Origin of the sequence: Streptomyces sp. NPDC012508 (genome assembly GCF_042902595.1) — a bacterium.
GTDB lineage: Bacteria > Actinomycetota > Actinomycetes > Streptomycetales > Streptomycetaceae > Streptomyces.
Genome location: NZ_JBIBEO010000005.1, coordinates 624828 through 649579, shown reverse-complemented (window position 1 = coordinate 649579; position 24752 = coordinate 624828). Strand labels below are relative to the sequence as shown.

At 72.7% G+C, this 24752-nt stretch carries 23 protein-coding genes; 17 read left to right on the top strand and 6 right to left on the bottom strand.

The window, feature by feature from the left end; all coding sequences use genetic code 11:
* Positions 1-34 precede the first annotated feature (34 nt).
* The 5 genes from fasR to fabF all read left to right on the top strand — a co-directional run bounded on the left by fasR (position 35) and on the right by fabF (position 4907).
* A complete protein-coding gene (fasR, locus tag ACFY8U_RS20380) occupies positions 35-1204 on the top strand; it encodes a fatty acid biosynthesis transcriptional regulator FasR (protein WP_361435161.1) in 1170 nt (389 codons plus the stop codon).
* 89 nt (positions 1205-1293) lie between these two features.
* Positions 1294-2211: an ACP S-malonyltransferase gene (locus tag ACFY8U_RS20375; RefSeq protein ID WP_389571967.1), complete on the top strand. Its 918-nt coding sequence runs from the start codon at positions 1294-1296 to the stop codon at positions 2209-2211.
* Between the two features lie 17 nt (positions 2212-2228).
* A complete protein-coding gene (locus ACFY8U_RS20370) occupies positions 2229-3260 on the top strand; it encodes a ketoacyl-ACP synthase III (protein ID WP_389571965.1) in 1032 nt (343 codons plus the stop codon).
* 56 nt (positions 3261-3316) lie between these two features.
* Positions 3317-3565, top strand: coding sequence for an acyl carrier protein (locus ACFY8U_RS20365; RefSeq protein WP_260226435.1), 249 nt, complete (start codon positions 3317-3319; stop codon positions 3563-3565).
* 79 nt (positions 3566-3644) lie between these two features.
* Positions 3645-4907, top strand: coding sequence for a beta-ketoacyl-ACP synthase II (gene fabF, locus ACFY8U_RS20360; protein ID WP_361758289.1), 1263 nt, complete (start codon positions 3645-3647; stop codon positions 4905-4907).
* Positions 4908-5046: 139 nt separating this feature from the next.
* On the opposite strand, the gene ACFY8U_RS20355 is transcribed toward fabF, so the two are convergent.
* Entirely contained in the window at positions 5047-5541 is a 495-nt protein-coding gene (locus ACFY8U_RS20355) for a DUF3145 domain-containing protein (protein WP_361434878.1), read from the bottom strand.
* Between the two features lie 270 nt (positions 5542-5811).
* On the opposite strand from ACFY8U_RS20355, the gene ACFY8U_RS20350 reads away from it, so the two are divergent.
* On the top strand, positions 5812-6699 hold the full coding sequence (locus ACFY8U_RS20350) for an SGNH/GDSL hydrolase family protein (RefSeq protein ID WP_389571963.1): 888 nt from the start codon (positions 5812-5814) through the stop codon (positions 6697-6699).
* Positions 6700-6710: 11 nt separating this feature from the next.
* On the top strand, positions 6711-7643 hold the full coding sequence (locus ACFY8U_RS20345; RefSeq protein WP_389571960.1) for an aldose epimerase family protein: 933 nt from the start codon (positions 6711-6713) through the stop codon (positions 7641-7643).
* 61 nt (positions 7644-7704) lie between these two features.
* On the opposite strand, the gene ACFY8U_RS20340 is transcribed toward ACFY8U_RS20345, so the two are convergent.
* Entirely contained in the window at positions 7705-10143 is a 2439-nt protein-coding gene (locus tag ACFY8U_RS20340; protein ID WP_389571958.1) for a beta-glucosidase, read from the bottom strand.
* 180 nt (positions 10144-10323) lie between these two features.
* On the opposite strand from ACFY8U_RS20340, the gene ACFY8U_RS20335 reads away from it, so the two are divergent.
* From ACFY8U_RS20335 to ACFY8U_RS20325, 3 genes are all read left to right on the top strand, one after another.
* Positions 10324-10893, top strand: a complete 570-nt coding sequence (locus tag ACFY8U_RS20335; RefSeq protein ID WP_361593882.1) for a TetR/AcrR family transcriptional regulator — start codon at positions 10324-10326, stop codon at positions 10891-10893.
* Between the two features lie 105 nt (positions 10894-10998).
* Positions 10999-12237, top strand: a complete 1239-nt coding sequence (locus ACFY8U_RS20330; protein WP_389572117.1) for a pyroglutamyl peptidase — start codon at positions 10999-11001, stop codon at positions 12235-12237.
* Between the two features lie 82 nt (positions 12238-12319).
* The gene (locus ACFY8U_RS20325; protein WP_389571955.1) at positions 12320-13036 is read left to right on the top strand and encodes a carbon-nitrogen hydrolase family protein; all 717 of its coding nucleotides are present in this window, start codon (positions 12320-12322) and stop codon (positions 13034-13036) included.
* Positions 13037-13163: 127 nt separating this feature from the next.
* On the opposite strand, the gene ACFY8U_RS20320 is transcribed toward ACFY8U_RS20325, so the two are convergent.
* From ACFY8U_RS20320 to ACFY8U_RS20310, 3 genes are all read right to left on the bottom strand, one after another.
* Positions 13164-13982 carry an EI24 domain-containing protein gene (locus ACFY8U_RS20320; RefSeq protein ID WP_389571953.1) on the bottom strand — a complete coding sequence of 273 codons (819 nt, stop codon included), beginning with the start codon at positions 13980-13982 and terminating at the stop codon, positions 13164-13166.
* A gap of 95 nt (positions 13983-14077) precedes the next feature.
* Positions 14078-14500, bottom strand: a complete 423-nt coding sequence (locus ACFY8U_RS20315) for an organic hydroperoxide resistance protein (protein WP_389571950.1) — start codon at positions 14498-14500, stop codon at positions 14078-14080.
* A gap of 63 nt (positions 14501-14563) precedes the next feature.
* Positions 14564-15583: an NADP-dependent oxidoreductase gene (locus ACFY8U_RS20310; RefSeq protein WP_389571947.1), complete on the bottom strand. Its 1020-nt coding sequence runs from the start codon at positions 15581-15583 to the stop codon at positions 14564-14566.
* A 98-nt stretch (positions 15584-15681) separates the two neighbouring features.
* Here ACFY8U_RS20310 and ACFY8U_RS20305 point away from each other — a divergent pair, with 98 nt between their 5' ends.
* The gene (locus tag ACFY8U_RS20305; protein ID WP_389571945.1) at positions 15682-16116 is read left to right on the top strand and encodes a MarR family winged helix-turn-helix transcriptional regulator; all 435 of its coding nucleotides are present in this window, start codon (positions 15682-15684) and stop codon (positions 16114-16116) included.
* Positions 16117-16131: 15 nt separating this feature from the next.
* On the opposite strand, the gene ACFY8U_RS20300 is transcribed toward ACFY8U_RS20305, so the two are convergent.
* Entirely contained in the window at positions 16132-16671 is a 540-nt protein-coding gene (locus tag ACFY8U_RS20300; RefSeq protein WP_389571942.1) for a hypothetical protein, read from the bottom strand.
* Between the two features lie 449 nt (positions 16672-17120).
* On the opposite strand from ACFY8U_RS20300, the gene ACFY8U_RS20295 reads away from it, so the two are divergent.
* From ACFY8U_RS20295 to ACFY8U_RS20270, 6 genes are all read left to right on the top strand, one after another.
* A complete protein-coding gene (locus ACFY8U_RS20295; protein ID WP_389571939.1) occupies positions 17121-17672 on the top strand; it encodes a hypothetical protein in 552 nt (183 codons plus the stop codon).
* 177 nt (positions 17673-17849) lie between these two features.
* On the top strand, positions 17850-18893 hold the full coding sequence (locus ACFY8U_RS20290) for a rod shape-determining protein (protein ID WP_361765947.1): 1044 nt from the start codon (positions 17850-17852) through the stop codon (positions 18891-18893).
* 35 nt (positions 18894-18928) lie between these two features.
* A complete protein-coding gene (locus ACFY8U_RS20285) occupies positions 18929-20482 on the top strand; it encodes a GAF domain-containing protein (protein WP_389571937.1) in 1554 nt (517 codons plus the stop codon).
* A 133-nt stretch (positions 20483-20615) separates the two neighbouring features.
* Complete coding sequence (locus ACFY8U_RS20280; RefSeq protein ID WP_389572115.1) at positions 20616-21803, top strand: nitrate/nitrite transporter; 1188 nt, start codon at positions 20616-20618, stop codon at positions 21801-21803.
* A gap of 49 nt (positions 21804-21852) precedes the next feature.
* The gene (locus tag ACFY8U_RS20275) at positions 21853-23301 is read left to right on the top strand and encodes an acyl-CoA synthetase (protein ID WP_389571936.1); all 1449 of its coding nucleotides are present in this window, start codon (positions 21853-21855) and stop codon (positions 23299-23301) included.
* Entirely contained in the window at positions 23294-24649 is a 1356-nt protein-coding gene (locus tag ACFY8U_RS20270; RefSeq protein WP_389571934.1) for a carboxyl transferase domain-containing protein, read from the top strand. The genes ACFY8U_RS20275 and ACFY8U_RS20270 overlap by 8 nt, the downstream gene beginning before the upstream one ends.
* The last annotated feature ends 103 nt before the right edge of the window (positions 24650-24752 follow it).

Here is a 24752-nt window from a genome sequence, read left to right as displayed (position 1 = left end):
CCCGATGAGGCACCCTTAGTCCGTGTCTGAACCGATGAACGCCTCCCATCCGCACTCCGCGACCCTGAAGCGCCTCGAACAGTCCTCCGGGCGGCTGGCCGCCAACGCCATTGCCCGGATGGACGAGACGCTGCCGTGGTACCGGGCGATGCCGCCCGAGAACCGGTCGTGGATCGGTCTGGTCGCCCAGGCCGGTATCGCCGCGTTCACCGAGTGGTTCCGGCACCCGGAGACCCCTCAGGCCATCTCCACCGACGTCTTCGGCACCGCTCCCCGTGAGCTGACCCGCGCCATCACGCTGCGGCAGACCGTCGAGATGGTCCGCACGACCATCGAGGTCATGGAGACGGCGATCGAGGAGGTCGCCGCCCCCGGCGACGAGTCGATCCTCCGCGAGGCGCTCCTCGTCTACGCCCGGGAGATCGCCTTCGCGACCGCCCAGGTCTACGCCCAGGCCGCCGAGGCACGCGGCGCCTGGGACGCCCGCCTGGAGTCGCTCGTCGTCAACGCGGTCCTCTCCGGGGAGGCCGACGAGGGCGCTGTCTCCCGGGCCGCCGCCCTCGGCTGGAACTCCCCCGAGCATGTCTGCGTCGTCCTCGGCACCGCCCCCGACGGCGACAGCGAGCTGACCGTGGAGGCCATCCGCCGCGCCGCGCGGCACGCCAAGCTCCAGGTCCTCACCGGCGTCCTCGGCAATCGGCTCGTCGTCATCGCCGGCGGCAACGACAATCCGCTCGCAGTGGCGAAGGCGCTGATCGGGCCGTATGCCGCCGGGCCGGTCGTCGCGGGCCCCGTCGTCCCCGACCTGCTCGCGGCGACCCGCTCCGCGCAGGCCGCCGCGGCCGGTCTCAAGGCCTGTTCGGCGTGGCAGGACGCGCCACGGCCGGTTCTGGCGGACGATCTGCTTCCGGAGCGTGCGATCGCCTCCGACCCTTCGGCGCGTGAGCAGTTGGTGGAGGAGATCTACAGACCGCTGGAGGAAGCGGGCTCGGCGCTGCTCGAAACACTGAGTGTCTATCTGGAGCAGGCGAGCAGCCTCGAAGGCGCGGCTCGGATGCTCTTCGTCCACCCCAACACCGTGCGCTACCGGCTTCGACGTGTGACAGACGTCACCGGATGGTCACCCTCCGATGTGCGCTCCGCGTTCACGCTGCGGATCGCGCTCATTCTCGGGCGCTTGGCCGACGGAGATTCGCAGCCCTAGACTTTTGTCGAATACCAACAATTCCCCCGACGGTTCTTCGTGCTAGTCCCCACGGGCGCTTGAAGCCGTCCCCACGAGAGAGTGTGAGGGTGCTCGTACTCGTCGCTCCCGGCCAAGGCGCCCAGACGCCCGGCTTCCTGACCCCCTGGCTCGAACTCCCCGGTGCCGCCGACCGCTTGGCGGCCTGGTCCGAGGTCATCGGGCTCGACCTCGTCCACTACGGCACGAACGCGGACGCGGACGAGATCCGCGACACCGCCGTGGCCCAGCCCCTGCTCGTGGCCGCCGGCCTGCTCTCCGCGGCCGCGCTCGGCGACGTGTCCCCCGGGGCCGTCGCGGGTCACAGCGTCGGTGAGATCACCGCCGCCGCGTTCGCCGGCGTCCTCGACGACACCGCCGCCCTGCGTCTCGTACGGACGCGTGGTCTGGCGATGGCCGAGGCCGCCGCGGTCACCGAGACCGGCATGTCCGCGCTGCTCGGCGGCGAACCTGATGTGACGGTTCAGCACCTGGAGAAGCTCGGCCTGACCCCGGCCAACGTCAACGGCGCGGGCCAGATCGTGGCCGCCGGCACCCTGGAGCAGCTGGCCGCCCTGGAGGCGGACAAGCCCGAGGGTGTGCGCCGTGTCGTGGCGCTGAAGGTGGCCGGCGCGTTCCACACGCACCACATGGCACCGGCGGTGACGAAGCTGGAGGCCGCCGCGAAGGAGCTGACGGTCGCCGCTCCGCGCGTGCGCTACGTCTCGAACAAGGACGGCCAGGTCGTCACGGAGGGCGCGGACGTCATCGCGCGCCTCGTCGGCCAGGTGGCCAACCCGGTCCGCTGGGACCTGTGCATGGACACCTTCAAGGCCCTGGGCGCGACGGCGCTGATCGAGGTGTGCCCGGGTGGCACCCTGACCGGTCTGGCCAAGCGCGCGCTTCCGGGCGTGGCGACCGTCGCCCTGAAGACCCCCGACGACCTCGACGCGGCCCGCACGCTCGTCGCCGAGCACACTGCAGCCTGAGTAAGGAGCCGTAGAGCATGTCGAAGATCAAGCCCAGCAAGGGCGCCCCGTACGCGCGGATCATGGGTGTCGGCGGCTACCGCCCCACCCGGGTCGTGCCGAACGAGGTGATCCTCGAGAAGATCGACTCCTCCGACGAGTGGATCCGCTCGCGCTCCGGCATCTCCACCCGCCACTGGGCCTCCCCCGAGGAGACCGTGACCGCGATGTCCGTCGAGGCCTCCGGGAAGGCCATCGCCGACGCCGGGATCGTCCCCGAGCAGATCGGCGCCGTGGTCGTCTCCACGGTCTCGCACTTCAAGCAGACCCCGGCCGTCGCCACCGAGATCGCCGACAAGATCGGCGCGGGCAAGCCCGCCGCGTTCGACATCTCCGCCGGCTGCGCGGGCTTCGGCTACGGCCTGACCCTCGCCAAGGGCATGATCGTCGAGGGTTCGGCCGAGTACGTCCTCGTCATCGGCGTCGAGCGGCTGAGCGACCTGACCGACCTGGAGGACCGCGCGACGGCCTTCCTGTTCGGCGACGGCGCCGGCGCGGTCGTGGTCGGCCCGTCCGACGTGCCGCACATCGGCCCCACCGTGTGGGGTTCGGAGGGCGACAAGTCCGAGACGATCAAGCAGACCGTCCCGTGGAACGAGTTCCACATCGGCGACGTCTCGAAGCTCCCCCTCAACGAGCAGGGCGAGATCAAGTTCCCCGCCATCACGCAGGAGGGTCAGGCGGTCTTCCGCTGGGCCGTCTTCGAGATGGCGAAGGTCGCCCAGCAGGCGCTGGACGCCGCCGGAATCTCGGCGGACGACCTTGACGTCTTCATTCCGCACCAGGCGAACATGCGGATCATCGACTCGATGGTGAAGACGCTGAAGCTGCCGGAGCACGTCACGGTCGCGCGTGACGTCGAGACCACCGGCAACACCTCGGCCGCCTCGATTCCGCTCGCGATGGAGCGGCTCCTGGCGACCGGAAAGGCGAAGAGCGGCGACACGGCGCTCATCATCGGCTTCGGGGCGGGTCTCGTCTTCGCCGCGACGGTCGTTACTCTCCCCTAGGCACTCCGGATCTTCCGGAAGCCATTTACCGAAGCAATCACAGAAGGAGCGCCAACATGGCCTTCACCCAGGAAGAGATCGTCGAAGGTCTCGCCGAGATCGTGAACGAGATCGCCGGCATCCCGACCGAGGACGTCCAGCTCGAGAAGTCCTTCACGGACGACCTCGACGTCGACTCCCTGTCCATGGTCGAGGTCGTTGTCGCCGCCGAAGAGCGCTTCGACGTCAAGATCCCGGACGAGGACGTCAAGAACCTGAAGACGGTCGGCGACGCGACCGACTACATCCTGAAGCACCAGGGCTGATTCGGCCCCTGCTGACTCGGTCAGCCACCCGGCGGTGGCGCCGTATTTCGACCATCACACACGTGGAGAAAGAATTCCTGTGAACTCGACCAATCGCACCGTGGTCGTCACCGGTATCGGCGCAACCACACCGCTGGGTGGCGACTCCGCTTCGACCTGGGAAGGTCTGCTCGCGGGACGCTCCGGCGTCAAGCCCCTCGAGGGCGAACGATTCGCCGAACTGCCCGTACAGATCGCGGCGCTCGCCGCGGTCGACCCGGGTGACGTTCTGCCCCGCCCGCTCGCCCGCAAGCTGGACCGCTCGGCGCAGTTCGCGCTGATCGCGGCCCGTGAGGCGTGGGCCGACGCGGGCTACACCGCCCCGGCCGGTGAGGACGAGAGCATCGCGCCCGAGCGGCTCGGCTCCGTCATCGCCTCCGGTATCGGCGGTGTCACGACTCTGCTCGACCAGTACGACGTGCTCAAGGACAAGGGCGTTCGCCGCGTGTCCCCGCACACCGTGCCGATGCTCATGCCGAACAGCCCCTCCGCCAACGTCGGCCTGGAGGTGAACGCCCGGGCGGGCGTCCACACCCCGGTCTCGGCGTGTGCGTCGGGTGCCGAGGCGATCGGCTACGCCGTCGAGATGATCCGTACCGGCCGGGCCGACGTGGTCGTGGCCGGCGGCACGGAGGCGGCGATCCACCCGCTGCCGATCGCGGCCTTCGCCAACATGATGGCGATGTCCAAGAACAACGACGAGCCGACGAAGGCCTCGCGTCCGTACGACACGGGCCGTGACGGCTTCGTGCTCGGCGAGGGCGCGGGCGTGGTGATCCTCGAGTCCGAGGAGCACGCGAAGGCGCGTGGCGCGCGGATCTACTGCGAGGTGCTCGGCCAGGGCCTGTCGGCCGACAGCCACCACATCGCGCAGCCCGAGCCGACCGGCCGGGGCATCGCCGCGGCGATGCAGAACCTGCTGGACTCGACGGACCTGAAGCCGGCGGAGGTCGTCCACCTCAACGCGCACGCGACGTCGACGCCGCAGGGTGACGTGGCGGAGATCAAGGCGCTGCGCAAGGTGCTGGGCGACGACCTGGACCATGTCGCGATCTCGGCGACGAAGTCGATGACGGGTCACCTGCTCGGTGGCGCGGGCGGCATCGAGACCGTCGCGACGGTCCTGGCGCTGCACCACCGGGTGGCCCCGCCGACGATCAACGTCGACGACCTGGACCCGGCGGTCGACGCGGACATCGTCCGCGACGAGCCCCGCGACCTCCCGCAGGGCACGATCGCCGCGATCAACAACAGCTTCGGCTTCGGCGGCCACAACGTGGTGCTGGCCTTCCGCACGGTCTGACCCGCACCCATCTGCGAGGCCCACCCCACACCCGGGGTGGGCCTCAGCCGTGCGTGGGTTCGGGTTTCGGTGCGGGGCGCCCCGGACGGATGCCTGAGGCCCACCCCGAGACCGGGGTGGGCCTTCGGTGGGTCGGGGGTCAGACCACCTGGTGGAGCCAGCGGACCGGGGCGCCCTCGCCGGCGTAGCGGAAGGGTTCCAGTTCGTCGTCCCAGGGCTTGCCCAGGAGCTTGGCGATCTCCGACTCCAGCTCCGTCTCGCCGCGCACCGAGCGGGCCAGGGCGGCCCGCAGGCGGTCCTCCGGGATCAGGATGTCGCCGTGCATGCCGGTGACGGCGTGGAAGATGCCCAGCTCGGGCGTGGCGCTGTAGCGCTCGCCCTCGGCCGTCGGGCAGGGTTCCGCGGTGACTTCGAAGCGGAGCATCTGCCAGCCGCGCAGCGCGGAGGCCAGCTTGGAGGCGGTGCCGGTCTCGCCCTGCCAGGAGAACTCGGCTCTCCAGGTGCCGGGCGACGCCGGCTGGCGGATCCAGTCGAGCTGGACCCTCGCACCGAGGACACCCGCGACCGCCCATTCGACGTGCGGGCACAGCGCGCGCGGTGCGGAGTGTACGTACAGGACTCCACGTGTCGTCACCGGGACCTCCAGTGTGGGACGAGGTTCGCCTTCCCAGCGGCCTCAGTAAACAGCATCGGGAGTGAAACTCCGTAAACCCCCGAAAAAGGGACAGCATGTGACGTGATGTAATTTACCGGAGCCGATTGGCAAAGGTGCCTCTGGTTCGACGGGGGAAAAGCTACCGTGCCGCACCGCCCTTGGGGTGACGTACGGTCGGTCCGGGGTGGGGTGGACACCAAGCTTTCACTCGCCAGGACGCCGAACGGACGCCGGAGGAGGAGCCGAGGGATGCGCGGCAGACGCCGTTTCCGTACCACTGTCGCCGCGGCGGGAGCCGCGCTGCTGCTGTGCGCGGGCGCCCTGACGGGGTGTGAGACGGCCGGACCGGCCGTGACGGCGTCGCCGACGCCGCGGCCCACGCCCGTCTGGGACCGTACGCCCGCCTCCCTCGCCGCCGTCGGCGACTCCATCACCCGCGCGTTCGACGCCTGCTCGGTCCTGGCGGACTGCCCCGAGGTGTCCTGGGCGACCGGCACGGACGCCGGCGTCAACAGCCTGGCCCTGCGGCTCCTCGGCGCCGAGCGTGTCACCGACAGCAGCTGGAACCTGGCGCGGACCGGGGCCCGGATGGCGGAGCTGCCCCAGCAGATGGCGCGGGCGGGGGCCCGGAAGCCGGAGCTGGTCACGGTGATGATGGGCGCCAACGACGCGTGCCGTGACCGCGTCGAACTGATGACCCCGGTCGAGGAGTTCCGCGCCGACTTCGAGGCGGCCCTCGCCGCGCTGCGGAAGACCGCGCCCAAGGCGCAGGTGTACGTCACGAGCGTGCCGGACCTGAAGCGGCTGTGGGCGCAGGGCAAGGACAGCCCGATGGGCCGCCAGGTCTGGAAGCTGGGCATCTGCGCCTCGATGCTGGCCGACGCACAGGATCTGAGCGCCCCGGCCGAGCGGCGCCGGACGCTCGTGCGGGACCGGGTGGTGGCGTACAACACGGTCCTGGAGGAGGTCTGCGCGAAGGACCGGCGCTGCCGGTACGACGGCGGCGCGGTGTTCGGCTTCCGTTTCGACGGCAGGCAGCTCAGCCCGTGGGACTGGTTCCACCCCAGCAAGAACGGGCAGGCGCGGCTCGCGGAGATCGCCCACCGGCAGGTGACGGCGCCGGAACCGCCCGCGTAGGGTTCCGGATCATGAGGATCACGGGTGAGCCCTTCGGTTCGGTCGACGGTACGGACGTCACGCGCTGGACGCTCCAGCGGGGCGCGGTGCGGGTACGGGTGCTGACCTACGGCGGCATCGTGCAGTCGGTCGAGACCCCCGACCGGGACGGCGTCCCGGACGGCGTGGCCCTCGGCTTCCCCGATCTGGAGGGGTACCTGAAGCGCCCGGAGCCGTACTTCGGCGCTCTGGTGGGCCGTTACGCCAATCGGATCGCGGACGGGACCTTCGCCCTGGACGGCACGGAGTACCGCCTCGCCCGCAACGGCGGTCCGCACTCGCTGCACGGCGGGGAGCGGGGCTTCGACAAGCGGGTGTGGGACGCGGAGGAGGTCGAGGGCGGGGTACGGCTGTCCCGGGTGAGCCCGGACGGCGAGGAGGGCTTCCCCGGGCGGCTGGAGGTCTCGGCGACGTACACGCTCGACGACGACGGCGCGCTGCGGATCGGCTACCGGGCGGAGACCGACGCGCCGACGGTGGTGGCGCTGACGAACCACACGTACTGGAACCTGGGCGGTGGCGGCCACGCGCTGCGGATCGCCGCCGAGCGGTACACGCCGACGGACGCGACGGGCGTTCCGACCGGGGAGCTTGCCGAGGTCGCGGGCACGGAGCTGGACTTCCGTACGGGCAGGCCGCTCGCGATCCCGCTGGACCACAACTTCGTGCTGGACCACGGGGGGCCGGAGGCGGCGGAGCTGTACGCGCCGGAGACCGGGCGGACCGTGACGGTGGAGACCACCGAGCCCGGGATTCAGGTGTACGCGAGTGGGGAGCTGGGCGGGGTCGCCCTGGAGACCCAGCACTTCCCGGACTCCCCGAACCGGCCGGAGTTCCCGTCGACGGTGCTGCGGCCGGGGGATGTCTACGCCTCGGCCACGGTCTTCCGCTTCGGAACGCGCTGAAGGACGGGGCGGAGCCCCGGGGCGGTTGTCAGGTTCCGCCCCGGGGCCGGACACGGGGAGGTCAGACCTCCAGCGTGGCGGTGACACGCGCGTCGCCGAGCGAGTGCGCGGCCCGGACCTCGTACGAACCGGGGACGAAGGTCCAGTCGTGCTGCTCCTCGTCCCAGATCTCGAAGGCGCGGCGTGGCAGCGGGATCCCGATCTCGACGGACTCGCCGGCGCCCGCCTCGACGGAGGCGAAGCCGGCCAGCCAGCGCGCCGGACGCTCGACGCTGTCGGCCGTCGGCGCCAGGTAGATCTGGACGACCTCGCGGCCGGTGCGGGTGCCGGTGTTGGTGAGCGCGACCTTGGCCGTCGTCGGGGTGACCTCCAGGGAGTCGTAGCTCCATGTGGTGTAGCCGAGGCCGTGCCCGAAGGGGTACGCGGGGGTGGCGCCGGCCTTGTCCCAGGCGCGGTAGCCGATGAGCACGCCCTCGGTGTAGTCGAGCTCGCCGTCGGTCGGGGTGACCTCGGTGACGGGGACGTCGGCGAGGGCGACGGGCCAGGTGGTGGGGAGCCGGCCGCCGGGCTCGGCGGCGCCGGTCAGCACGTCGGCGAGCGCGGCGCCGCCCTCCTGGCCGGGGAACCAGCTGAGCAGGACGGCGGCGACGTCCTCGCGCCAGGGCATCTCGACCGGGGAGCCGGCGTTGACGACGACCACGGTGTTCGGATTGGCGGCGGCCACGGCGCGGACCAGTTCGTCCTGGCGGCCGGGCAGGGCGAGGTCCTTGCGGTCGAAGCCCTCGGACTCGACGCGCTCGGTGGTGGCGACGACCACGACGGCGGTGTCGGCGCCGCGGGCGGCCTCGACGGCTTCGGCGATCAGTTCGTCGGGGTCGCGGCGCGGCCCGAGGTGGACGAAGGAGAACATGACCGCCGCGAGGGGGGCCGCGAACTCCTTGTCCAGCGTGTGGAGCAGGGACACCTCGACGGACTCGCCCGCGGTGAGGGCGACCTTGGCGCGCTCGACGGGGGCGCCGAAGAACGCCTCGAAGGGGTCGGTCTCCGGGCCCATCGCCTGGACGCCCTCGAAGAGGGTCTCGCCCGCCACGCCGAGGGTGAAGGCGCCGAGGCCGCGGGTGCCGAAGGAGTGCTCGCCGGACTCGCGCGGGGTGAACGTGCCGGTGACCTCGATGGAGTGCAGGGTCTCGTGGGTGACGCCCGCCGGGAGGTCGTCGCCGATCCACTGGACCTGGCCGTTGGGCAGGGTGCCCTCGCCGAGGACGGCGCCGTCGGCGCCGCGGCAGACCGCGCGGAGGGTGAAGCCCTGGTCGGCGGGGGTGAGTTCGTCGCTGGGGTCGGCGCCGACGGTGAAGGTGAGGGCGCCTTCGGGCAGGGCGGCGGTGAGGCCGGCGAGCGGGGAGACGGTGTGGTCGGGGAAGACCTGGGCGGAGCCGCCGCCGAGGACGCGGGCGTCGCGGGCGGCCGCGCCGGAGAGGGCGACGGTGCCGCTCGCGGCCAGCGGCAGGGCCGCGTTCTCGTTCCGGACGAGGACGAAGCCGCGGTGGGCGATCTCGCGGGCGAGGGCGTCGCCGTCGATGGTCTCGGGGGTCTCGGTGACGACCGGCGGGGTGCCTTCGAGAGCGCCGACGCGGGCGGCGAGCCGCAGTACGTTCCGTACGGCCGCGTCGACGGTCGACTCCTCGACCTCGCCCGCGCGGACGGCGGCGGCGAGCGCCTCGCCGTAGACGGTCCGCGGGCCGGGCATGGCGACGTCGAGACCGCCCTCGATGTCGCCCTTGGTCGAGCGGGCGGCCATCCAGTCGGAGACGTTGTAGCCGTCGAAGCCCCATTCGCCGCGCAGGACCTCGTTGACGAGCTCGTGGTGCTCGGTCATGGTCACGCCGTTGACCTGGTTGTAGGCGGTCATGATGCCCCACGGGCGGGCGTTCTTGACGATGGCCTCGAAGGGGGCGAGGTAGAGCTCGCGCAGCGGGCGCGGGGCGACCTTGTTGTCGACGGTGAAGCGGTCGGTCTCGGCGTCGTTGGCGACGAAGTGCTTGACCGTCGTGCCGACCCCGCCGTCCTGGACGCCCTGGACGTAGCCGGTGCCGATGGCGCCGGTGAGGTAGGGGTCCTCGCTGTACGCCTCGAAGTGGCGGCCGCCGAGCGGGGAGCGGTGCAGGTTGACGGTGGGTGCGAGGAGGACGTGGACGCCCTTGCGGCGCGCCTCCTGGGCGAGCAGCCGGCCGGCGCGGCGGGCGAGGGCCGGGTCCCAGGCGGCGGCGAGCGCGGTCGGGGACGGCAGGGCGACGGAGGGGTCGTCGGCGGTCCAGCGGACGCCGCGAACTCCGATCGGGCCGTCCGACATCACGATCGACCGCAGCCCGATCTCGGGCACGGCCGGCAGTGACCACATGTCCTGGCCGGCGAGGAGCCGTGCCTTGGTGTCCAGGTCGAGCTTGCCGAGCGCCGTCTCGACGGCCTGCTCCCGGACGGTCTCCGCGCTGATCTCCGACACGGCCGTACCTCCTTGTTGACGTCCCTAGTGGCGCCCATGGTGGACCCGATGCCTGTAGAGCGGTAGGTTTGGTTATCGTTTCGTTACCATGAGATGTCGTACGGTCCTCGTACGGTCCCGCGGGGCCGGACGTCCGCCGGATGGCGGCGGCAGGAACACAGGGAGAGGGGGGCCACGGCGATGGTGCGGGCCAGGAGCGAGGAGCGGCGCTCGGACATCGTGCGCGCGGCCCTGGAAGTGATCGCCGAGCGCGGCTACCGGGGCGCGTCGCTCGGCGCCGTCGCCGAGCGCGTCGGGCTGACGCAGCAGGGGCTGCTGCACTACTTCCCCACGAAGGAGGCCCTGCTCGTCGCGGTCCTCGCCGAGCGCGACAAGTGGGACACCAGCGGGGCGGGGACGCGCGAGGGCTGGCGGCTCGATCTGATCGACTCGCTCGTCGAGTACAACGCGATGCGGCCGGGGATCGTGCAGACGTTCTCCGCCCTGCTCGGGGAGAGCGTGACGGAGGACCATCCGGCGCGCGCCTTCTTCACCGAGCGCTACACCCAGGTCCGCGACGAGATGGCGAACGTCCTGCGCCTGGAGTTCGGCGAGCGCCTGCCGAGCGGGCTGACCCCGGAGCGGGCGGCGCCCCTCCTGACGGCCGTGATGGACGGGTTGCAGTACCAGTGGCTGCTCGACCCGGCGTCGGTGGACATGCCGGAGGCGTTCCGGGACTTTCTGCGCCTCCTGCACGGAAGCGACAAGTGAGGGCACCGTAGCGGGAGTTGCGGGTGAGTCGGGATACTGCGCGGGCCGGTCACCGACCGGTGTTCCACGACCCGTGTTCCCGACCCGCCGGAGGGCTCACCCGTGCTGTCCCGGATACGCCATGCCTCGCTCGGTCTCGCCCTCATCACCGCCACGCTGGTCGCGGCGACACCACCCGCATCGGCCGACGACGTGGGCACGCTCGCCGGCACGGTGGAGGAGGCCCGGCTCGACCGGGCCGCACCCCAGGAGATCCTGCGGCGGGGCGGATTCGCCTCCGTGGCGCCGGAGTTCGCCGGTGCCCTCGCGGGCGCGGAGTCGTACCGGGAGGCCGAGCGCGCGGTCGTACGGCACGGGGAGCGGCTCTGGCGGGACGCCGTCGACCGGGCGCAGGGGCGTCTCGTACGCGGCGACCTGAGCCGGGACGACGACCGGCCGCTGTACTGGGCGCGGCTGTCGATGACGCGCGAACTGCGTTCCTGGAGCCCGGAGTTCACGCTTTCCCCGGAGGGCCGCGCCCGGCTGCTCGACCGGCTGGAGCGCTCCTCGCGCGGCCAGGACTCGATCCGCTTCCCCCTGGGCAAGGGCGTGAAGCGGATCCTGATGACCGGCTTCGACCCGTTCACGCTCGACCGGGACGCCCGGATCTCCAACCCCTCCGGGGCCACCGCCCTCGCCCTGGACGGTACCTGGATCCGTACGGCGGACGGCAGTCCGGCCCGGATCGAGACGGCCGTCTTCCCCGTCCGCTGGCAGGACTTCGCCGACGGCACGGTCGAGCGGACGCTGCGCGGGCAGTTGCCCGAGGCGGACCTCTTCACCACGGTCAGCCAGGGCCGGATCGGCCGCTTCGACATCGAGCGGTTCAACGGGGCCTGGCGGGGCGGGTTCCCCGACAACGAGAACCTCTCGCGCACGGAGACCGTCCCGGTCGCCGACCCGGCCGCGCAGCCGCAGTGGACGGCGACGACCCTGCCGTACGCCTCGATCGTCGCGGCGGACACCGGACGCTTCCCGGTCCGGGACAACACCGCGGTGACCGAGATCCCGGCGGGCGGGACCGGGCCCGTGGTCCGCGCGGACGGTCCGACGCCGGGCTCGACGGCCCGCGCGGGCGGCGGCGGGGACTACCTCTCCAACGAGATCGCCTACCGCGCGACCCTGCTCCGCGACCGGCTCGGCCTGCGGCAGCTGCCGGGCGGTCACGTCCACACGCCGGTGCTGCAGTTCGGCGCCGGGAACACGGATCCGGCCACGGGCACGGTCACGGACCCCGAGTTCGTACGCAATCGGGTGGACATCATCGACCAGGTGCGGGCGATCATCGCGGTGGCGGCTTCCTGACACCTGTCCCCCGGGCCCGCCGCCCCTGCCGGCCCGGCCCGGGGGTTTCCCGGCGGGCCGGGCGGGCGGGATGATGGGGGTCATGATCGTCGCAGCAGCGCAGTTCGCCCCGGTCGCCGGGGACATCGACGCCAACGTCCGTACGACGGCCGACCTGATCCGCCGGGCCGGCGCGGAGGGCGCGCGGGTCGTCGTCCTCCCCGAGCTGGCCCTCACCGGCTACGAGCCGACCCTCGTCCACAAGACCCCCGCCACGCATCTCACCGAGGACGACGGGCGGCTCGATCCGATACGGGAGGCCTGCCGAGCCGTCGGCGCGGCGGCCGTCGTGAACGGCCCGGTGCTCACGGCCGAGGGCCTGCCGCCGGGCATCACCTCGCTCGTCCTCGGCCCGGACGGCGGTCTCCTCACCCGCTACGACAAGACCCATCTGCACGGCTTCGAGAACGAGGTCTTCACCGCGGGCACGGCCGACGGCCGCTTCACGCTCGACGGCATCCGCTTCGCGCTCGCCACCTGCTACGACAACCGCTTCCCCGAGCTCGCGGAGCGGGCGGCGGCCGACGGCTGCACGGTCTATCTGGCGAGCTCGGTGCTCTCGGTCGGCAACGACTCGTTCGAGACGGTCTATCCGGCGCGGGCCAGGGACTTCGGGCTGTACGTGGCGATGGCCAACGTCTTCGGCGAGAGCGAGGAGGGCACGTGCGAGGGCCACAGCGGTGTCTGGGGCCCGGACGGCCAGCTGATCGCCGACGCGGGACCCGACCGTGAGGGCTTCGCCCTCGCCGAGGTGGGCTGAGGCACCGCCGAACCGGGGCTCCCGGGGGCTGTGCGCCCGGGTGGTGGTACGGGCGCGGGTCCGCCGGGGCTCCCGGGTTACGCGACCGCCGGCGCTCCTGGGTTACATGGCCGCCGGGGCTCCCGGGTTACGCGTTCGGGGGGTACGGGTACGGGTGCGGGTGCGGGGAGCCCGCCGGTACGGGAGCGGACCGCTTCTGGTCCGTGTGCGCCTCGCCCGTCAGGTCGCGGGCCATCAGCGTCGCGCCCGCGACCGCGCCCGGCATCAGGAACACGGCGACGAACGGGACCACGAACGACAGGGCCAGCGGGACGCCGAAGCCCAGCGTGAGCATCCTGCGGCCACGGAGCATGCCGAGGCGGTCCTTCAGCTCGACGCCGCGGCGCTGGAGGGCGACGGACGTCAGCTCCTGGGTGAGGAAGAAGCCGGAGACGCAGAAGCCCATGACCGGGACGACCGTCTGGCCGACGACCGGGATGAAGCCGCAGGCGAAGAGCAGGATGCCGTACAGCGCGACCCGCAGCAGGACGCGCAGGCTGTCGCGGGCCGAGATCCACAGCTCGCGCCAGAGCGGCAGGCCGGACTCGGGGACGTCGCCGCCCTCGGTGCGGTCGACCTGCTCGGAGAGCGACTCGTAGAACGGCTGGCCGACCAGCAGGGTCACCGCCGTGAAGGTGATGACGGCGAGGAAGAGCCCGAGGGCGAAGACGAGGCCGGTGAGGAAGCCTCGGAAGATCCCCTGCCAGGGGGAGGTCCAGTCGTCGGCGAACGGCGTCGCCCAGGCGGTCAGGTCGTCGGCGCCGTAGCCGAGGCCGATGATCGCGCCGATGTACAGCAGGAGGGTCACGAGCCCGGGCAGCAGCCCGAAGCCGAACCACCGGCCGTGCCGGCCCACCCACTTCTGCCCCTGTACCAGATAACCGAACCCGGCCCCGAAATCGCGCATGTCGATCACCCTATCGGGCGCCCCCCGCAGGCCGGGACGCAGAAGACCGCACCCCGGTCGGTCGGGGTGCGGTCCTCTTCAGCCTACGCGCAAAATCAGACGGCCAGCTCGACCGTGATGTTCCCGCGGGTCGCCTTGGAGTACGGGCAGACCTGGTGGGCCTTCTCGATCAGGCTCTTCGCGGTCTCGACGTCCACGTTCGGGATGGACGCCGAGATCTTGACGATGAGACCGAAGCCGTCGTCGTTCTTGCCGATGCCGACCTCGGCGGTGACCGTCGAGCCCGAGATGTCGGCGTTCTCGTTGCGGGCGACGACGCCCAGCGCGCCCTGGAAGCACGCGCTGTACCCGGCGGCGAAGAGCTGCTCGGGGTTGGTGCCCGTGCCGGAGCCGCCCATGGCCTTCGGCGGGTTCACGACGACATCGAGCTGACCGTCGTCGGTGGCCACGCGGCCGTCCCGGCCGTTCTCGGCGGTGGCGACGGCGGTGTACAGGACGTCGGAGTGCTGGATCGACATCTGGGTCTTCCTTCTGCTGGTTCGCCGCGACTCGCGCCCACGATCGCGACGGCTGAGGGAAGACTAACGGGTCAGCGAAACGATCATCTTTCCGGTGTTCTCGCCGCGGAGCAGTCCGAGGAAGGCGTCCGTGCCGTTCTCGATGCCCTCGACGAAGGTCTCGCCGTACTTCAGCTCGCCGGAGCGCAGCCAGCCGCCGACCTCCTGGACGAACTGCTGCTGCATGCCGTAATGGTCGCCGACGAGGACGCCCTGGAGACGCAGCCGCTTGCCGATGATCATGGCCATGTTGCGCGGTCCGGGCACCGGCTCGGTGTCGTTGTACTGCGCGATCATGCCGCAGATGGTGGCGCGGCCGTGCACGTTGAGCGAGGAGATCGCGGCTTCGAGGTGGTCGCCGCCGACGTTGTCGAAGTAGACGTCGATGCCGTCCGGGGCGGCCTCGCGCAGCTGGTCCTTGACCGGGCCGTTCTTGTAGTTGAACGCGGCGTCGAAGCCGTACTCCTCGACGAGCAGCTTGACCTTCTCGTCGGAGCCGGCGGAGCCGATGACGCGGGAGGCGCCCTTGAGCTTCGCCATCTGGCCGACCTGGCTGCCTACGGCGCCGGCCGCGCCGGAGACGAAGACCGCGTCGCCCTCCTTGAAGGAGGCGACCTCGAAGAGCCCGGCGTAGGCCGTGAGGCCCGTCATGCCGAGGACGCCGAGGTACGTGGAGAGGGGTGCGAGCTCGGGGTCGACCTTGGTGGCGTGCTGGGCGGGCACGTCGGCGTACTCACGCCAGCCGAGACCGTGCAGGACGTGGTCGCCGACGGCGAAGCCCTCCGCGTTGGAGGCGATGACCTCGCCGACCGCGCCGCCGTCCATGGGGTGGTCCAGCTTGAACGGCGGGATGTACGACTTCACGTCGTTCATCCGGCCGCGCATGTACGGGTCGACGGAGAAGTGCAGGTTCTTGACCAGGATCCGGCCCTCGGCGGGCGCGGCGACGGGGGTCTCACGGAGCGCGAAGTCCGCGGGGGTCGGCCAGCCGTTCGGACGGGCGACGAGGTGCCACTCACGGTTGGTCGCGGGAAGAACGGACATCAGCACTGCCTCCTGGAAAAAGAAAATTACTTCACTACCTGAAACAACCATGCGCCTGGATATTTCATGTTGTCAAGTATCTGGGTACGATGAACCACATGGCCACCTCACGCACAGACCCCCTGACCCTCGAAGTCGTCGAGTTGATCGGCGCGGTCGTGGCGCGGTACCACCAGGAGTACGAGCAGGCGGCCTCGGAGCACTCGCTCACGGGCGCCCAGGCCCGTGTCCTCGGGCTCCTCTCCCTGGAGCCGGTCCCGATGCGGAAGATCGCCCAGAAGCTCCAGTGCGAGCCGTCCAACGTCACCGGGATCGTCGACCGCCTCGAATCGCGCGGCCTGGTGGAGCGGCGCCCCGACCCGGCCGACCGCCGCGTCAAGCTGGCCGCGCCGACGCCCGAGGGGCTGGACACGGCTCGCCGGCTCGGGGAGTCGCTGGACTTCGCGCGCGAGCCGCTGGGACAGCTCACGGACGTCGAGCGGACGCTGCTGCGGGATCTGCTGAAGCGGATGCTGGGCGAGGACGTGCTCTAGCGCGACCCCGGTCGCCTAGCAGAAGATCCAGAGCCAGCAGCTCGGGGCGGGCGTGGGTGTCGGGGTGGTCGGCGCCGGCGGTTCGCCGGGCGGCGTCGAGGTCGGGCTGCCGCCATCCGTGGCGGTCGGCGCGGGGCCGGGCGGCGGCGCCGACGGCGAAACGGTCGGCGGGGCGCTCGTCGGGCCGCCCTGACCACCGTCCGAGCCCTGCGGGCCCGCGCCCCCGCTCCCGCTCCCGCTCCCGGAGCCGCTCCCGCTCCCACCGGAGCCCGATCCGCCGGAGCCGGAACCTGACCCCCCGGACCCGGCGCCGGGTATGCCCGTGTGGCCGGGGGCAGGCGTCTCGGTGTCCCGGGGGGCGGTGGACGTGGTGACCTCGACCGGAGTCGTACCGCCCGTCGGCTGGACGGTCTCCGAAGGCACCGGCGGGAGCGAGGTCTCGACGACCTCCTCCTCCTGTACGGCAGTGGCGGCGCCGCCCTCGTCCGGGGGCTCGAGCGCCAGCTTGGCCATGCTCAGCGCGCCCGCCGCGAGGACGATCCCGAGGGTGCCCACGAGAAGGTTGCGCCCCTTGCGGCTGCGGGCCCGCCGGCTGCGGCGGGCACCGGCGCGACCGGGCGCCGCGCCGCGACGGGCGGCACGACCGCCGGGAGCGGCGGCCGCGCGCGGCGGCTCCAGCGGGTCCAGTTCGTAGACGTGCTCGGCCCGCTCCTCGCGCTCCGCACGCGCACCGTGCTCGACGTACTCGACACGCTCGGCCGCGACCGCGCGGGGCGCGGCCGTTTGCGGGGTCTCCTACCGCAGCTCCTCGACGGGGGTCCCGCATCCGGCGCAGGCGAGTGCGCCGTTGAGGTGCCGTCGGCACTGGTGGCAGTAGTCCATGGCTGCCGCAGAGTATGTGTCGACGGGACACCAGAGGTAGGCGGGAACGTGAGGATCCTGTGAGGAAACCCCAGGTGGGCGGCGTGTCGTCGTGAATCTCCCGCTTCGGGCAGGATGGGCTCATGACACCGTCCGAGCCTTTCGGGCCCCGCGAGTTCCAGCTCGTCCTGCTGCGCCGCATGGCCGACCACCAGCCGGATCTCGTCGAGGACGCGCTCCGGGAGCTGGGGGCGACCAGGGCCGAGTCGCGTGAGGCGAACCGCCGCTGGCAGGCGTGGGCGCACGGCCGCGCAGGCCGCGGCGAACTGGCCCGCTACCGGTCCGTCCTGGGCGATCCCGTGGCGCGGCGCGCGGTGCCGAAGTTGGCGGCGGAGCTGCTGGAGTGGGAGCTTCCGCTCTGGCCGGAGCTGCGGTGGCAGGTGATCGTGGGAGAGCGGGCGGCGGTCTGGGGCAGCGGTCTGGTCCGCGCGCCGGGCGCCCCGGTGCCCGAGCTGCGCGGCGAGTCCGACCTCCGGCCCTGGGGCTGCACCCTCGCCGAGGTCGGCAACGCCTTCCCTCCGGCCCGGGCCCGCGACGGCAGCGCCCCGACGCGCCTCCGCCTGGACTTCACCCTCCCGGACGGCACCCCCCGCGCGGCGGAGTTCACCTGGGGCCTCCTCCAGCGTCTTCTCTGACCCGAGCCCACCACCCCGACGTGCGCGCGACCCGCTGAGCCGCCGTCAGGCGGAGGGGCACCCCCGGGCGGCTCAGCCCAGCGCGCGCCGGGGGTGCGGGGGTCGCACGATGCGAACAAGGGCGCCAGAGCGCTCCTGCCTCGCTCCGTGCCAGCACCGCACTCCGGAGGATCTGCCGTGACCGTCAGCCTTGAGCAGCTGCGCCGTTGCCATGTCGCCGTCGACCTGGGGGCCGCCAGGACCCGGGTCTTCGTCAAGGGCGCCGGGCTCGTCGTCGACGAGCCCAGTGTCGCCGCCGTCAACACCCGTACCGGCGCCCTCATCGCCGTCGGCGCCCTCGCCGAGAAGATGACCGGCCGAACTCCCGACTACATCCGCGTCGTGCGGCCCGTCTCCGGCGGCACCGTCGTCGACATCGAGATGGCCCAGCGGATGCTCCGTCATCTCCTCGGCGAGAAGCTCCGCCGCCAGCTGCGCCGCAAGCCCCGGCTGCGCGCCGCCGCCAGCACCCCGCACGACAGCGACCCGCTCGCCCAGCGCGCCGCCGTGGAGACCCTCGTCGGGCTCGGCGCCCGCCGGGTCGAGCTGGTCGACACCCTGATCGCGGCCGCCGTGGGCTGCGGGCTCCCCGTCGAGCAGCCCACCGCGACCATGATCATGGTCTGCGGGGCGGCGACCACCCAGGTCGCCGTGCTCTCCCTCGGCTCCATCGTGACCGCCGAGCGGATCCCCGTGGGCGGCGACGCCATCGACCACGCCGTCATCCAGCACCTGCGCCACCAGCACGAGCTGATGCTGCCGAGCCAGTCCGTCCGCCCCCTGCAACTCGCCCTGAGCGGCAACGGCCTGACCCTCCAGGGCCCGAGCTACACCGAGATCCACGGCCGCGACGTGGCCACCGGCCTCGCCCGCTCGGTGACCGTCGACACCGCCGCCGTACGGGAGGCGATCCACACCCCGCTGACCGCCGTCCTCGACGGCATCGGCAAGATCCTGCGCGACTGCCCGCCCGACCTCGTCGCCGACCTCGCCGAGCGCGGCGTCATGATGGTGGGCGGCAGCGCGCTGCTCCCCGGCCTCGACCAGATGCTGCGCGAGGCGACCGGCATGCCCGTGGCCATCGCGGAACGCCCCGACGTGTGCGCGATCCTCGGTCTCGGCGCGATGCTGGAGGGCAAGATCCAGCCGATGGTCCTCGACCCGCTGGCCGACGCCCACTGACCGTCGCGAACCCCCGCTCCGCGGACAATGGTCCTATGTCACTCAAGGCCCAGGACGACGAACCGGCCCCCCGTCTGCCTCTCCTCCTCCAGGCGGTCCTGAGTGTCGGCAGCGACCTCGAACTGCGGGCCACGCTCCAGCACCTCGTGGACTCCGCGATCGAACTGATCGGAGCGCGCTACGGAGCGCTCGGGGTCGTCGACCCCGAGCGCGGCCGGCTCACCGAGCTGTTCACCGCCGGGATGACGGAGGCCGAGCGGCAGCGGATCCCCCGGCTGCCGGACGGGCACAGCGGGCTCCTCGGCGTCCTCGTCCAGGACCCCCAGCCGCTGCGGCTGGACGATCTGACGGCGGATCCGCGCTCCGGCGGGGTGCCCGAGGGGCATCCCGAGATGCACTCGTTCCTCGGCGTCCCCATCCGCGTCCACACGGAGGTCTTCGGCAACCTCTACCTCACCGAGAAGCACGGTGGCCCGTTCACCGACGAGGACCTGGCCATGCTGCGCGTCCTCGCCTCGCAGGCCGGCATCGCCATCGGCAACGCCCGGCTGTACGAGACCGTCCGGCAGCGCGAGCGCTGGATCGAGGGCGCTGCGGCGGTGACCACGGCGCTGCTCACCGGAGAGCCGGCGGCGGACGCGCTGATGGCGGTCGCCGAGCGGGCGCGGCTGCTCGCCGACGCCTCGGCCGGGGTCGTCCTCCAGCCCACCGAGGAGGGCGGCATGGAGATCGTGGCGGCGTCGACGGTGGACGACCCGGGCGACCTGGTCGGCACGACGATCGCGCCGGGGTCGCCGGTTCTCGAGCAACTGCTGGGCGGGGAGCCGGTGTTCCTCGACGACTCGGCGACCGATCCGCGGATGACGACGCACGTACGGTCGCGGTTCGGGCCGTCGATGATGCTGCCGCTGCAGAGCGGGGGCCGGCTCATCGGCACCCTCGCCCTCCCCCGGCGACGCGGCGGACGCCCGTACACGGAGGTGGAGCGGCTGCTCGCCTCGCAGTTCGCCTCCCAGGCCGCGCTCGCGCTGGTCCTGGCGGACGCACAGCACAACAGGGAGCAGCTGGCGGTGTACGAGGACCGCGACCGGATCGCCCGTGACCTGCACGATCTCGTGGTCCAGCGGCTCTTCGCGACCGAGATGATGCTGGAGTCGACCCGCCGTCGCGCGGCTGCCGACGCGAGCCCGGCAGAGGCGGGGGCCGACGCCGAGGAGGCCGCCCTGCTCGCGCGGGCCGTGGACGAGCTGGACTCCACGATCCAGGAGGTGCGGACGGCCATCTTCGCCCTCCAGCAGCCGCCCGCGGACGCGCCGACGACGTTCCGGGGGCGGGTCCTGCGCGAGACGGGCGGCGCGGCGGTGCTGCTCGGCTTCCAGCCCTCGGTGCACTTCTCCGGCGCGGTCGACACGCTCGTCGAGCCCGCCGACGCCGACCGGCTCCTGTCCGCCCTGCGCGGCGCCCTGGCGGCCGCCCACCGCAGGCCGGGCGTCACGGCGATCACGGTCGGGGTGGCGGCGACCCCGGAGGGCCCGCGCCTGGTGGTGACGGACGACGGCAGCCCGCCGACGACGGTGGACTGGCCGTAGCGGACGCCGTACGGGGCCGCCCGGCGCGCCCCCGTACGGCCCAATCCGGCGCGCCCCGCCCGCCTCCGCGAACTTGACTGATCACGTGGACACCCTCGAGAAGCCCTCCGGCACCGCCTACCGGAACCTGGTCATGGCCACGATCGGATTCACTCTCACCTTCTGGGCGTGGAACCTGATCGCGCCGCTGGCCGGCGACTACGGGGAGCGGCTGAACCTCAGCTCGTTCCAGCAGTCGCTTCTCGTCGCCGTCCCGGTCCTGGTGGGCTCCCTGGGCCGGATCCCGGCCGGCGCGCTCACCGACCGCTACGGCGCCAAGGTGATGTTCCCCCTGGTGTCGGCGCTCACGATCGTGCCCGTGCTGCTGCTGATCCCGGCGAAGAACTCGTACGGCGCGATGCTCGCGGTCGGTTTCCTCCTCGGTCTCGGCGGCACGACCTTCGCCATCGGCATCCCGCTGGTCAACTCCTGGTTCCCGCCCGCCAAGAGGGGCCTGGCGCTGGGCGTCTTCGGCATGGGCATGGGCGGTGTGGCGCTCTCGGGGTACTTCACCCCGCGCATCGCCAAGCACGGCGACGATCTGCCGTTCTTCGTCGTCGCGGTCGCCCTCGCCGCCTACGCCGTCCTCGCCGTGTTCCTGATCACCGACCGCCCCGACCGGCCGGTCCCCACGGCCTCCCTCGGCTCCCGGCTGGGCAAGGCGGGCCGGCTGCGGGTGACCTGGGAGCTGTCGGCGCTGTACGCGATCGGCTTCGGCGGCATCGTCGCGTTCGGGGTGTACCTGCCGACGTATCTGAAGACCTGGTACGAGCTCGACCCGACCGACGCCGGCACCAAGGCCGCCGGTTTCGCCCTCGTCACCGTCGTCTTCCGGCCGATCGGCGGCTGGTTCTCGGACCGGATCCACCCGGCGCTCGTCACCGCCGCCGCGCTCGGCATCGCCGCGCTCTTCGCCATCGTCCAGGCCTTCGACCCGCCGCTGAACCCGGGCGGCACGATCGCCCTGCTCTGCATGGCCGCCGGGCTGGGCACGGCGAGCGGATCGGTCTTCGCGCTGGTCTCCCAGGTCACCCCGCAGCCGCAGGTCGGCAGCGTCACCGGCATCGTCGGCGCGATGGGCGGACTCGGCGGGTTCGTGCCGCCGCTGGTGATGGGAGCCATCTACAGCGCCAAGGACTCCTACTCGATCGGCTTCATGCTCCTGTCCGACCTGGCGCTCGCGGGCTGCGTGTACGCGTACGGGCGGATGCGGACGATCCGGCCGACCGAGGACGGCGGCGGCTCCCCGGAGGTGAGCAAGGTCGCAGCGCGCCCCAACTGAGTGGGGGGAAGAATGCCTCTCGCATCCCGCTACGCGAGGAGGACGACCGTTGAGCGCGCTCTTCCCGGCCCTGGTGGCCGGCTCGGACCAACCCGCGCTGCGTTTCGGCGCGGACGCCCTGACCTATAAGGAACTGGCCGGGGCCGCCGGGGCTCTGGCCGCGCGGATCGGGGGCGCGGGGCGGGTCGCCGTCTGGACCACGCCGACCGCCGGGACGGCGGTCGCGGTGGTGGCCGCGCTGCTGGCCGGCGTACCGGCGATCCCGCTCAACCCGCGCACCGGGGACCGGGAACTGGCGCACATCCTCGGCGACAGCACTCCGGGGGCCGTCCTGGCGGGGCCGGAGGACGTTCTGCCGGCGGGGCTCGCGGAGCTGCCCCGGATCGACGTCGACGTACGGGAGCGGGGGACGGCGTACGGGCGGCCGGTGGACGCCGAGTCGCCCGCCCTGATCGTCTACACCTCCGGCACCACCGGCCCGCCCAAGGGCGTCGTCCTCTCCCACCGGGCGATCGCCGCCTCACTCGACGCGCTGGAGGAGGCCTGGGCGTGGACCGAGGACGACGTGCTCGTCCACGCGCTGCCCCTCTTCCACGTCCACGGGCTGATCCTGGGGATCCTCGGGCCGCTGCGGCGTGGCGGATCGGTGCGGCACCTCGGCACGTTCTCCGTCGAGGGTGTGGCGCGGGAACTGGGTGCGGGCGGCACGATGCTGTTCGGCGTACCGACGATGTACCACCGGATCGCGGACGCGCTCGGTGACGATCCGGCGCTGGTACGGGCGTTGGCCGCGGCGCGGCTGCTGGTCTCGGGCTCGGCAGCGCTGCCGGTCCACGACCACGAGCGGATCACGGCGGCGACGGGCCGGACGGTGATCGAGCGGTACGGCATGACCGAGACGCTCATGAACACCTCCGTCCCCGTGGACTCCCGCCCGCGCCCCGGGTCCGTCGGGCTCCCCCTCCGGGGCGTGGAGCTGCGGCTCGTGGAGGAGGACGGCACGGAGCTCGGGGCGTACGACGGGGAGAGCGTCGGCGAGATCCAGGTCAAGGGGCCGAACCTGTTCACCGCGTATCTGAACCGGCCGGACGCGACGGCGGCCGCCTTCGACGGGGACTGGTTCCGCACCGGCGACATGGCGGTCCGCGAACCCGACGGGTACGTACGGATCGTGGGCCGCAAGGCCACGGACCTGATCAAGAGCGGCGGGTACAAGATAGGCGCCGGCGAGATAGAGAACGCGCTCCTGGACCATCCGGCGGTGCGGGAGGCCGCGGTGACCGGTGAGCCGGACCCCGATCTCGGGGAGCGGATCGTCGCCTGGGTGGTGCCGGCCGACGCGGAGAAGCCGCCGACGGCCGACGAGCTGGCGGACCATGTCGCCGGGCTCCTCGCGCCGCACAAGCGCCCGCGCGCGGTCCGCTTCCTCCGGGCGCTGCCCCGCAACGACATGGGCAAGCTCCTGAAGAAGGCCCTCCCTGGGGCCCTCCATGGCTGAGCGCCTCACGGCCCGCGAGGTGATCGCGCTGGTCACCGACGACTTCACCCCGCTGCCCACCCCCGCCCCCCTGGCGCCGCCGCCGGCCGACGGTCCGATCGGCTGGACGGGGTACGACGCCGCACGCGCGCGTGCGGCCGCCAGGACCGGCGAGGAGGAGTCCGTCCTGCACGGCAGGGCGACGATCGACGGGCGCCGGGTGGTCCTGGTCGCCTTCGAGTTCGGCTTCCTCGGCGGGTCGCTCGGGCAGGCGGCCGGCGACCGGCTCGTCACCGCGTACCGCACGGCCGTGGAGGCCCGGGTCCCGCTGGTGTCGCTGGTGGCGACGGGCGGCAGCCGGATGCAGGAGGGCATGATCGCCCTGGCCCAGCTCCAGCGCGTGGCGGAGGCGACGGTACGGCTGCGAGGCGCCGGCGTCCCTCATGTCACGGTGCTGCGCGACCCGTCCACCGGCGGCGGCTGGGCGACCGTCGGCGCGGGCGCCGACGTCGTCCTCGCCCTCCCCTCCGCCCAGGTGGCCTTCGCCGGCTCCCGGGTCCGTCCGCGGGACGCCGACCCGGCCGCGTACACGGCGGAGAGTCAGTGGGAGTACGGGCATGTCGACGCGCTCGTCGCACCGGAGGAGCTGCGGACGGCGCTCTCCCTGTGGCTGCGTCTGCTGACGGTCCCGGAGGAAGGCTCCTCGCCCGCCCTCCCGGCTCCCCCGCCCCGCGCGCTCACCGAGGCCGCGCCGCCCGGCAGCGGCTGGGAGGCCGTCGTACGGGCCCGGTCGTCCGGCCGCCCCCGGGCCGGGGCCTATCTGGACGCCTACTTCACCGCCCGAGCGGCCCTCCGCGGCGACCGGGCGGGCGGGGTGGACCCCGGGGTGGAGTGCGGCTTCGGCCTCCATGAGGGGCGGACCGTCGCGTACGCCGCGCAGGACGGGTCGGCGACGCGGCCCGCGGGCTTCCGCACCGCCGCCCGGCTGATCCGGCTCGCGGACCGGCTCGGGATCCCCGTGCTGACCCTGATCGACACACCGGGCGCCGCCAACGACGCCGAGGCCGAACGGGCCGGGGCGGGACCGGCCATCGCGGACGCGTTCACCGCGGTCGCCGAGGCGCGGGTCCCGGTGACCTCGCTCCTGGTCGGCGAGGGCGGTTCGGGCGGTGCCCTGGCGCTTGCCGCGCGGGACAACACCTGGTCCACGCCCGACGGTTACTTCTCGGTGATCGCCCCCGAACTCGCCTCGGCCATCCTCAAGAGGCCCGACGACCAGGCCCCGGCCACCGCCGACCAGCTCCGGCTGCGGCCCCAGGACCTGGTGGACCTGGGGATCGTGCGCGGGGTCGTGACACGCGGCGACTGACGGCCGGACGAAGAGAGTCCCGGGGGGGGGGGCGGGCGCCCCCGCCCCCCCCGCGGCGTCTGACCGGGTTTCGACTGGGGGGTGGGGCACATGGGCTTCTTCG

Coding starts and splice junctions, on each gene's coding strand:
- ACFY8U_RS20320 (WP_389571953.1), bottom strand. CDS start 13,982: ATGCGCGATTTCGGGGCCGGGTTCGGTTATCTGGTACAGGGGCAGAAG.
- ACFY8U_RS20295 (WP_389571939.1), top strand. CDS start 17,121: ATGACACCGTCCGAGCCTTTCGGGCCCCGCGAGTTCCAGCTCGTCCTG.
- fasR (WP_361435161.1), top strand. CDS start 35: ATGAACGCCTCCCATCCGCACTCCGCGACCCTGAAGCGCCTCGAACAG.
- ACFY8U_RS20325 (WP_389571955.1), top strand. CDS start 12,320: ATGATCGTCGCAGCAGCGCAGTTCGCCCCGGTCGCCGGGGACATCGAC.
- ACFY8U_RS20285 (WP_389571937.1), top strand. CDS start 18,929: ATGTCACTCAAGGCCCAGGACGACGAACCGGCCCCCCGTCTGCCTCTC.
- ACFY8U_RS20305 (WP_389571945.1), top strand. CDS start 15,682: ATGGCCACCTCACGCACAGACCCCCTGACCCTCGAAGTCGTCGAGTTG.
- ACFY8U_RS20350 (WP_389571963.1), top strand. CDS start 5,812: ATGCGCGGCAGACGCCGTTTCCGTACCACTGTCGCCGCGGCGGGAGCC.
- ACFY8U_RS20315 (WP_389571950.1), bottom strand. CDS start 14,500: ATGTCGATCCAGCACTCCGACGTCCTGTACACCGCCGTCGCCACCGCC.
- ACFY8U_RS20365 (WP_260226435.1), top strand. CDS start 3,317: ATGGCCTTCACCCAGGAAGAGATCGTCGAAGGTCTCGCCGAGATCGTG.
- ACFY8U_RS20310 (WP_389571947.1), bottom strand. CDS start 15,583: ATGTCCGTTCTTCCCGCGACCAACCGTGAGTGGCACCTCGTCGCCCGT.
- ACFY8U_RS20335 (WP_361593882.1), top strand. CDS start 10,324: ATGGTGCGGGCCAGGAGCGAGGAGCGGCGCTCGGACATCGTGCGCGCG.
- ACFY8U_RS20270 (WP_389571934.1), top strand. CDS start 23,294: ATGGCTGAGCGCCTCACGGCCCGCGAGGTGATCGCGCTGGTCACCGAC.
- ACFY8U_RS20345 (WP_389571960.1), top strand. CDS start 6,711: ATGAGGATCACGGGTGAGCCCTTCGGTTCGGTCGACGGTACGGACGTC.
- ACFY8U_RS20280 (WP_389572115.1), top strand. CDS start 20,616: ATGGCCACGATCGGATTCACTCTCACCTTCTGGGCGTGGAACCTGATC.
- ACFY8U_RS20370 (WP_389571965.1), top strand. CDS start 2,229: ATGTCGAAGATCAAGCCCAGCAAGGGCGCCCCGTACGCGCGGATCATG.